We start from the raw sequence: 7,723 nt of genomic DNA on the forward strand, positions 1-7,723 counted from the left end.
GACCGTATATCGTCGGCGGAGTGCACCTGCGACGATTATTGAGGCCATTTTGGATTAGCCACGATGGATTTCTGGCGGTGGTAGCCATTGGCCGACAGCAGAGCCGGGCCTGCCGGTTGCCTCACCAAGCTGTTCATTGACAAGCCGATTGGCGTCTGTGAGACAATTCCCCAGCAAAAACAAAAGGGGAACCGACATGAACAGGATCGCCGTTCTTACCGCAACTCTGACACTTGCCGCCGGCCTGTCCGCACCGGCGATGGCTGCCACCTCGGTCACTATCGGCATCAGCGGCTGGACAGGCTTCGCGCCGCTGACGCTTGCGAAGCAGGCGGGCATCTTCGAGAAACACGGACTCGACGTGACCTTGAAAAAGGTGCCGCAAGCGAGCCGGCCGCTCGCCATCGCCAGCGGCGACCTGCAATGCGCGGCCACCACGGTGGAGACCTGGCTGGTGTGGAACGCCAGCGGCGTCACCACCAAGCAGATCTTCCAGCTCGACAAATCCTACGGCGCCGACGGCATCGTCGCCCGCAACAACATCAAGACCGTCGCCGATCTCAAGGGCAAGAACGTCGCGTCATCGGCGCCGGGCACGTCGCCCTATTTCATGCTCGCCTGGGTGCTGAACAAGAACGGCATGTCGACGAAGGACGTCACCGTCGTCAATCTGGAGCCTGATGCGGCGGCGCAAGCTTTCCTCGCCGGGCAGAACGACGCCGCCGTCACCTACGAGCCGTTCATCTCGGCGGTGCGCGACAAGTCGGACCAGGGCCATATCCTGGCGACGACGCTCGACTACCCGATGGTGCTCGACACGGTGGGCTGCACACCCGAATTCCTGAAAACCAATCCGGATGCCGCCAAGGCGCTGGCCGACAGCTATTTTGATGCACTCGACCTGATCAAGAGCGATCCGCAGAAATCCTACGAGACCATGGGTGCCGACGTGAAACAGTCGGCCAAGGAATTCGAGGATTCGGCGAAATACCTGAAATGGGCCGACCGGGCGGAGAACAAACAGTTCTTCACCAAGGAATTCCAGGACTTTTCCAAGACCGCCGGCGAACTGCTGCTGCAGATGGGACTGATCAAGGAAGCGCCCGACGTCACCACGTTGGCTGACACCAGCGCGGTTTCGAACTGATCGTTCGGCCTTTGACCATCAAGCGGCGGCGCCTGGCGCTGCCGCCTTCTCTTGGACAAAGCGCGATTTGAGCATGGGGACCATTTGAAAATGGCGACGATTTGACGATGCGCCCCTTGCATCCCGTCTCGCCGGGCATCCGAACCGTGCTCGGCATTTCCTTCTTCGTGCTTTTCGTGGCCTTCTGGGCTTGGATCACGCTAGGCGGCCACGTCAACCGCATCTTCCTCGCCGATCCGCTGTCGATGCTGCGGGATGGCTGGCGGCTTTTGGTCGAAGACCGTTTTTGGCTCGACGTTCTGATCACCATCTGGCGCGTCTTCGGCGGCTTCCTGCTTGCCTCGGTCGTCGCGGTACCGCTTGGCATCGCGATGGGCGCCTGGAAGCCGGTGGAGGCGTTTCTGGAGCCTTTTGTCTCCTTCGCCCGCTACTTGCCTGCGTCGGCATTCATCCCACTGCTCATCTTGTGGGCCGGCATCGGCGAGCTGGAAAAACTGCTGGTCATCTTCGTCGGCTCGGTGTTCCAGATCGTCCTCATCATCGCGGTCAAAGTTGGCGGCACACGACGCGATCTGGTCGAGGCCGCCTACACGCTGGGTTCCACCAACAGCGGCATCGTCAACCGGGTGATCATGCCGGCCAATGCGCCGGAGATCGCCGAGACGCTGCGGCTGGTGCTCGGCTGGGCCTGGACCTATGTCATCGTCGCGGAACTGATCGGCTCGTCATCCGGCATCGGCTACATGATCATCAACAGTCAGTCGCGGCTGGCGACGGGTCAGATCATCTTCGGCATCATCGTCATCGGACTGATCGGGCTGTTGTCCGACTTCGCCTTCAAGGCCTTCAACCGCTGGCTCTTTCCGTGGAGCCTGGCGTGAACAAGCTTCTCATCGAGGGCGTTTCGCGCACCTTTGCCGGCGTGCGCGGCGGTCAGCCGGTCAAGGCGCTGATGCCGATCGACCTGGCGGTCGCCGCCAACGACTTCATCACTATTCTGGGGCCGTCCGGCTGCGGGAAGTCGACACTGCTCAGGATTGTCGCGGGCCTGGAAGCATCGAGCGAGGGCCGTGTGCTGCTCGACGGCAAGGCGGTGACCCGGCCGGGGCCGGATCGCGGCATGGTCTTTCAGTCCTACACGCTGTTTCCCTGGCTGACTGTGGCGCAGAACATCGCTTTCGGCTTGCGCGAACGCGGAATGCCCGAAAAGGAGCGGGACGGGGTCGTCGCTTCCTACGTCAATCTCGTCGGCCTGAAAGGGTTCGAGAACCATTGGCCGAAGCAGCTCTCCGGCGGCATGCAGCAGCGCACGGCGATCGCCCGGGCGCTGGCTAACGATCCGGAGATCCTGTTGCTGGATGAGCCGTTCGGCGCGCTCGACAACCAGACGCGCGGTCTGATGCAGGAACTGCTGCTCGGCATCTGGGAACGGCGCCAAAAGACGGTGCTGTTCGTCACCCATGACATCGAGGAGGCGATCTTCATGGCCTCGCGCGTCATCGTGATGACGGCGCGGCCCGGCCGCATCAAGTCGGATGTCGCCATCGACCTGCCGCATCCGCGCCATTACACGCTGAAGACCAGCCCGGAATTCTCGGCGCTGAAAGCGCGGCTGACCGAGGATATTCGGGTCGAGGCGATGCGCACGGCGCAGGCGTAGTCAGACCGACACAGCCTGATCATCTGGAAAGATACTTGGCTCGCTCAACAGACGCTTGAGGCGAGGAAGATCACGTTTCGGGGCGTCCAGAGCCGCCTTGAACGCTAGCCATTTTTCGACATCGAGAGGAAAGATGCGCCGGTCGGCCAGCCTTTCGGGTCGAGTCGTTCTCGTACTCACGTGACACCTCTGCTCAGGCGGCCAGCAGTTGCTTGCGGTCGACGCGCTCCTGCTGCGGCGAGCGGGCGTAGAGTTCGCGGTAGCATTTGGAGAAATGCGAGGCCGAGACGAAGCCGCAGGCGACCGCCACCTCGACCACTGGCATCGAGGACTGGATCAGCAGGTGCCGAGCGCGGTCGAGTCGGATTTCGAGATAATAGCGGGCGGGGGAGCGGCCCATCTCGGTGCGGAACAGCCGCTCGATCTGGCGGCGCGACAGGTCGACATGATCGGCGATCTCGATCAGTGACAGCGGCTCCGACAGATTGCCCTCCATCAGTTCGATGATGGTCAGCACTTTCGAGTTCTGGACGCCGAGGCGGGCGCGCAGCGGCAGGCGCTGGCGGTCGGTGGGGCTGCGCACGCGGTCGGTCAGCACCTGCTCGCAGACGCGGTTGACGAGGTTCTCGTCAAAGTCGTCGCCGATCAGCTTCAGCATCATGTCGAGTGCGGCGGTGCCACCGGCGCAGGTGTAGATGTTCTGGTCGATCTCGAAGAGGTCGGCAAAGACATTGGCCTTCGGGAACGCCTCGGAAAAGCCCGGCAGGTTCTCCCAGTGGATGGCACAGCGCTTGTTGGACAACAGGCCGGCGGCGGCGAGGATATGCGCGCCGGTGCACAGGCCGCCAACGGCGACGCCGCGATTGTATTCCTCGCGCAGCCAGGCGAAGGCGGACTTGTTTTGGTAGCGCTCGACATTGATGCCGCTGCAGACGATGGCCATGTTCGGCCGATCGGGGCCTGCCATCTTCTTGCGTTCATCCTCGAGCGACGTGTTGACCGCGCACTCGACTCCGTTCGAGGCGCGCACCGGCTTGCCGTCGATGCTGGCGAGGCGCCAGCGATAGGCCTCGTAGCCGAGCATGCGATTGGCCGAGCGCAGCGGGTCGAGCGCGGTCGCAAAGGCGATCATGGTGAAATCGGGAATAAGGAAGAATACAAACGACCGCTTGATCGGATGCTTTACGGCGTTCAAGGGAACCTCACACAGCCATGGCGCGAACAGGATGTCGCGAATAGCATAGCGACATCAGGAAAAACCATGTCTGTCAATCGGCTACGCCGCTACGACAAGATTAAATTTGCGACATGGGTCGCAAATGGGCAATCGGCGTGCAGCGGGGCCCGGAAGTGGCACGAACTGTTCAAGGGACAGGCAGCGTACAGCCTGTGCGCAGAACAAAAACGCCGCTCTGGCTGGAGCCAGGCGGCGTTGCAGTTTTAAAGCAGCGGCAGGGATGCGCTGCCTGGAAAATCTTCAGGCGACGAAGCCGAGGCGCGCCGCATTCATGGCGCCAGTCTGGCCGGGCATGGTGTTGGCGAGACGCTGACGCTCGAGAGCGGTGGTCAGGTTCATTTCGCGGCGGGCAAAGAGGCGGGCAAAAAGCTTCATAATCATCTCCATTCGGTTGCTCAGACGGGTCGCCTTCGCTTGATGGAGTGGGGCAGCTCGTTTGCTGGCGCTGATATAGGCTTGTGTAAGCAGAAACTAAATCGCAAAAGCGAACCGCTTGATATGAAATGCGACATCGATTGCGATAGATTTGGGCAAGGTGCCCAAAATTTACGATCATTTACAAGGCATTAAGTGAAAACAGGAGCTGCTATGCGGCTTTCTCATATGCGTCATGCGTTGGCGACATGGCTCCAAAACTCATTTGAATACAAATAAAATAGAGAAGGCCTGCCGGGCGGTTCGCGCGGCAGGCCTTCAGCACATAGTACACACGATCTACTTTGCTCCAGCCCAGGATCCGATGCCATTGCGAGTACCGGTCTTGGTGTCGGAAGCCTCAGGCCAGCCGATATCCTTCTGCAGTTCGATCGGCAAGGAACGGATGGCGCGCTCGGTCTGGTAGCGGGCGCGTGCCGCGCTGAATTCGGTCGCGATGCGACCAAGAGACGACAGGATAGACATTTCTTTCTCCTTTGGTGGCTGGCGGGTGCCAGACAGCGCGTTGGTTACGTCGGGTTTGTTTCAACTTCATTTCGTGTCGAATGCAGGTCTGTGTCGGGGTCGTTTCATGGCTGCTTGTGGCAGCTGCCTCATTCGATGGAGTTGACTATCCTCCCAATCTGATGTTCAATCAAACGAAATGGAATGATGTTTTGTATCAGAAAAATTGAAGGTCGGTTGCCATGAACGCCCCGCTCAATCATCCGCTGCCACTGCTCGATCTCGACGTTTTGCGCACTTTCGTGGCGATTGCCGAGACCGGCAGCTTCACCACCGCCGCCAATGCCGTCTTTCGCACGCCGTCGGCCGTCTCCATGCAGATCAAGAAGCTGGAGGACATTCTCGGCCGCTCCGTGTTCGCGCGCGACGCCCGCTCGGTGTCGCTGACCACGGACGGCGAGATGCTGCTCGGCTATGCCCGCCGGCTGCTGTCGATCAACCGCGAGGTGGTGTCGAAGTTCATCATTCCCGAGATTGTCGGTGTCGTGCGGCTTGGTTCGCCGGACGATTACGGCGAGCGCGTGCTGCCGCATGTGCTGAAGCGTTTCGCGCAGTCGCATCCGTCGATCGCCGTCGACGTCACCATCGACCAGAGCAGCAATCTGCGCCGGCGCATGGACGACCGGGCGCTCGACATCACGCTGCTGACCAATTCCTACAAGACCAGCGCGCTCGGCGCCGAGGTGCTGCTGACCGAGCCGATTGTCTGGGCCGGCGCCAAGGGTGGCTGCGCGCATCTGCGCGAGCCCTTGCCGGTGTCGCTTTGGGAAGAGGGCTGCGCCTGGCGCGCCGGAGCGCTCGATGCGCTTGGCCGCGAGGGCCGCAACTACCGCATCGCCTATATGAGCGCGCACACGGCCGGCCAGCGCGCCGCGATCATGTCCGATCTCGCCGTGGCGCCGCTGCCGAAGTCGTTTCTCGGCAACGACATGGTCGAACTCTGCCCGAAGGACGGCATGCCCGACATCGGCACCTACAATCTGGCGATGGTGGTGGCGCCGGACGCCAGCGCGCCGGTCAAGGCCGTCGCCGACCACATCCGCGCGACCTTCGAAGTGTTCCGGGAAACCGGCAAGTTCTGACCGGCTGGTAAGGACGACAATATAGAGCTACTCCGCCGCTTCGGCGGGGCGCTGTTCAGGCCTTACTCTCGTGTCTTGCACGATCCGGCTCTCCCCGAGAAATTCGACGATGCGCTCGCGGGCGCGCCGGGCCTCCGGCATGTCGATCAGCGGCCAGACGTGGAACATGCCTTCCTCATAGACAAGATCGATTTCAACGCCGGCGGCGCGGGCTTTTTCCGCGAAGATCAGATTGTCGGGCGTCAAAAGATCGCGCGAGCCTGTCAAAAGCAGTGTTCTTGGCAGCACTGACAGATCTCCATAGACCGGGCTGATATGCCAGTCGCTGGGATCGATGCCGGCACTGTACAGACGAATCGCCTCTCGTCCGCCAGCTATGCCCAGCCAAGGGTCGTTGCGTTCCGCCTCGAACACTGCGGGATTGGTGAGCGACACGTCGAGACCCGGCGAAATGAGCACATGTCGTGACGGCAGGGACAGTCCTTCTTCGGCGGCCATCATGGTCAGCACCACAGCCATGTTGCCGCCGGCGGAATCGCCCATGAAGACGATGTCCTCGGCCTCCGTCTCGGCGAGCATCTGCCGGTAAACATCGCCAACCATTCCGAACATGGCGTGGAAATCATGTTCGGGAGCGATTGGATAGATCGGCACCGTGATTGCGTAGCCCAACCGATCCGCCATGTCGGCAATCAGGTGCCAATGATAGGGCGTGATTTCAAAGACATAGGCGCCGCCGTGCAAGTAGAGAATCCGCTTCTGTTCGCCGGACTTGGGTGGGATTTCGTATACGGGGAAGCCATCGACCGTATGCATCTCGATGTCGAGACGCTGGTGTAGCGAGGCGGGCGGCCGGTGGTTCTCGGTCTTGCGCGCGGCCGCGATCCAGCGCTGCAGATTTTCCGGACTGGCAAATGCCTGCTTACGGCTGTGCCGCAAGACAAAAGACACGACATGGCTTTTCAAACTTGGCATGCGAATACACGAACTTCGGCCAAAGCCGACTAAGAGAACCCCCTAAATCGAAAGATTGTGCCGTGGCTGAAAATGTCAAGATTTGCGCCCGCGTCTACACGGCGGTTTGATCCGCGCCGCAGTGGTCAGCGACGCGGTAAAAGTGCGGCTCGCAGCCGGTTGCTGGTGGTCGCCGGGGACATGCGAGGTTCCCGGCGCATGCCGAGCAATTTGCATTTGTCGGCGAAGGTCATCAGCGCGCGGCGCTCCAGATAGCGTTGCTGAGGGATGCCCTTTCACTGGATCGCGGCGACACCGGCCAGCCGATGTCCTTCTGGATTTCGGGCGGCAGGCTGTTCAGCAGGCGCCGCGCCTTGCTGCGGTCATGGGCTTGTCTGATGGCGGTGCCATAGCGGCTCAGGCTTTCGAGCATTGACATCGTTGTCTCCCCTGGAGCGTTGCAGCGGCTGAAAGATATTTCCTGCCTGCCGTTCGATGCCGGTTGAATGCGCCTGCCATGTATCTGGCGAATTTCACGAAAACAGCGTTTTGGTTTCCGGATCAGACGATCCGGAAACATTTGCATGCAAATGAGTTTCGAAAGGTGTTGGCGGGGGCGGGCCGCTTATTCCCGTCCACGCCTCCGCCCCTCGTGGCCTTCGCGCGAACGCCGGCGCGGAGCGGCGTCGCCGGCAACGCCATCC

The 7,723-nt window shown here is 61.2% G+C and carries 11 protein-coding genes; 5 read left to right on the forward strand and 6 right to left on the reverse strand.

Annotated elements, in window-relative coordinates:
• Positions 1–196: 196 nt before the first annotated feature.
• The 3 genes from EN949_RS30160 (at position 197) to EN949_RS30170 (ending at position 2,807) form a co-directional block, all read left to right on the forward strand.
• The gene (locus EN949_RS30160) at positions 197–1,147 is read left to right on the forward strand and encodes an ABC transporter substrate-binding protein (RefSeq protein WP_024501319.1); all 951 of its coding nucleotides are present in this window, start codon (positions 197–199) and stop codon (positions 1,145–1,147) included.
• A 107-nt stretch (positions 1,148–1,254) separates the two neighbouring features.
• A complete protein-coding gene (locus EN949_RS30165) occupies positions 1,255–2,028 on the forward strand; it encodes an ABC transporter permease (protein WP_013531157.1) in 774 nt (257 codons plus the stop codon).
• Positions 2,025–2,807, forward strand: coding sequence for an ABC transporter ATP-binding protein (locus EN949_RS30170; protein ID WP_013531158.1), 783 nt, complete (start codon positions 2,025–2,027; stop codon positions 2,805–2,807). The genes EN949_RS30165 and EN949_RS30170 overlap by 4 nt, the downstream gene beginning before the upstream one ends.
• Here the strand turns inward: EN949_RS30170 and EN949_RS30175 are convergent, their stop codons facing one another.
• The 4 genes from EN949_RS30175 to EN949_RS30195 form a co-directional block, all read right to left on the reverse strand.
• On the reverse strand, positions 2,808–2,987 hold the full coding sequence (locus EN949_RS30175) for a DUF1778 domain-containing protein (RefSeq protein WP_245267527.1): 180 nt from the start codon (positions 2,985–2,987) through the stop codon (positions 2,808–2,810).
• Between the two features lie 13 nt (positions 2,988–3,000).
• Entirely contained in the window at positions 3,001–3,939 is a 939-nt protein-coding gene (locus EN949_RS30180) for a GlxA family transcriptional regulator (protein ID WP_348625597.1), read from the reverse strand.
• 345 nt (positions 3,940–4,284) lie between these two features.
• A complete protein-coding gene (locus tag EN949_RS37165) occupies positions 4,285–4,419 on the reverse strand; it encodes a hypothetical protein (protein ID WP_013531161.1) in 135 nt (44 codons plus the stop codon).
• A gap of 339 nt (positions 4,420–4,758) precedes the next feature.
• Entirely contained in the window at positions 4,759–4,944 is a 186-nt protein-coding gene (locus EN949_RS30195; protein WP_013531162.1) for a hypothetical protein, read from the reverse strand.
• A gap of 221 nt (positions 4,945–5,165) precedes the next feature.
• Here EN949_RS30195 and EN949_RS30200 point away from each other — a divergent pair, with 221 nt between their 5' ends.
• Complete coding sequence (locus EN949_RS30200) at positions 5,166–6,065, forward strand: LysR substrate-binding domain-containing protein (RefSeq protein WP_013531163.1); 900 nt, start codon at positions 5,166–5,168, stop codon at positions 6,063–6,065.
• Positions 6,066–6,092: 27 nt separating this feature from the next.
• On the opposite strand, the gene EN949_RS30205 is transcribed toward EN949_RS30200, so the two are convergent.
• Positions 6,093–7,040: an alpha/beta hydrolase gene (locus tag EN949_RS30205; protein WP_127370350.1), complete on the reverse strand. Its 948-nt coding sequence runs from the start codon at positions 7,038–7,040 to the stop codon at positions 6,093–6,095.
• A gap of 232 nt (positions 7,041–7,272) precedes the next feature.
• Positions 7,273–7,458, reverse strand: coding sequence for a hypothetical protein (locus EN949_RS30210; protein WP_027160508.1), 186 nt, complete (start codon positions 7,456–7,458; stop codon positions 7,273–7,275).
• Between the two features lie 78 nt (positions 7,459–7,536).
• Here EN949_RS30210 and EN949_RS36210 point away from each other — a divergent pair.
• Positions 7,537–7,723 (forward strand): hypothetical protein (locus EN949_RS36210; protein ID WP_206534977.1); only part of this gene is annotated, 187 nt, incomplete at its 3' end.

Source organism: Mesorhizobium sp. M7A.F.Ca.US.007.01.2.1 (genome assembly GCF_003998165.1).
Lineage (GTDB): Bacteria > Pseudomonadota > Alphaproteobacteria > Rhizobiales > Rhizobiaceae > Mesorhizobium > Mesorhizobium ciceri.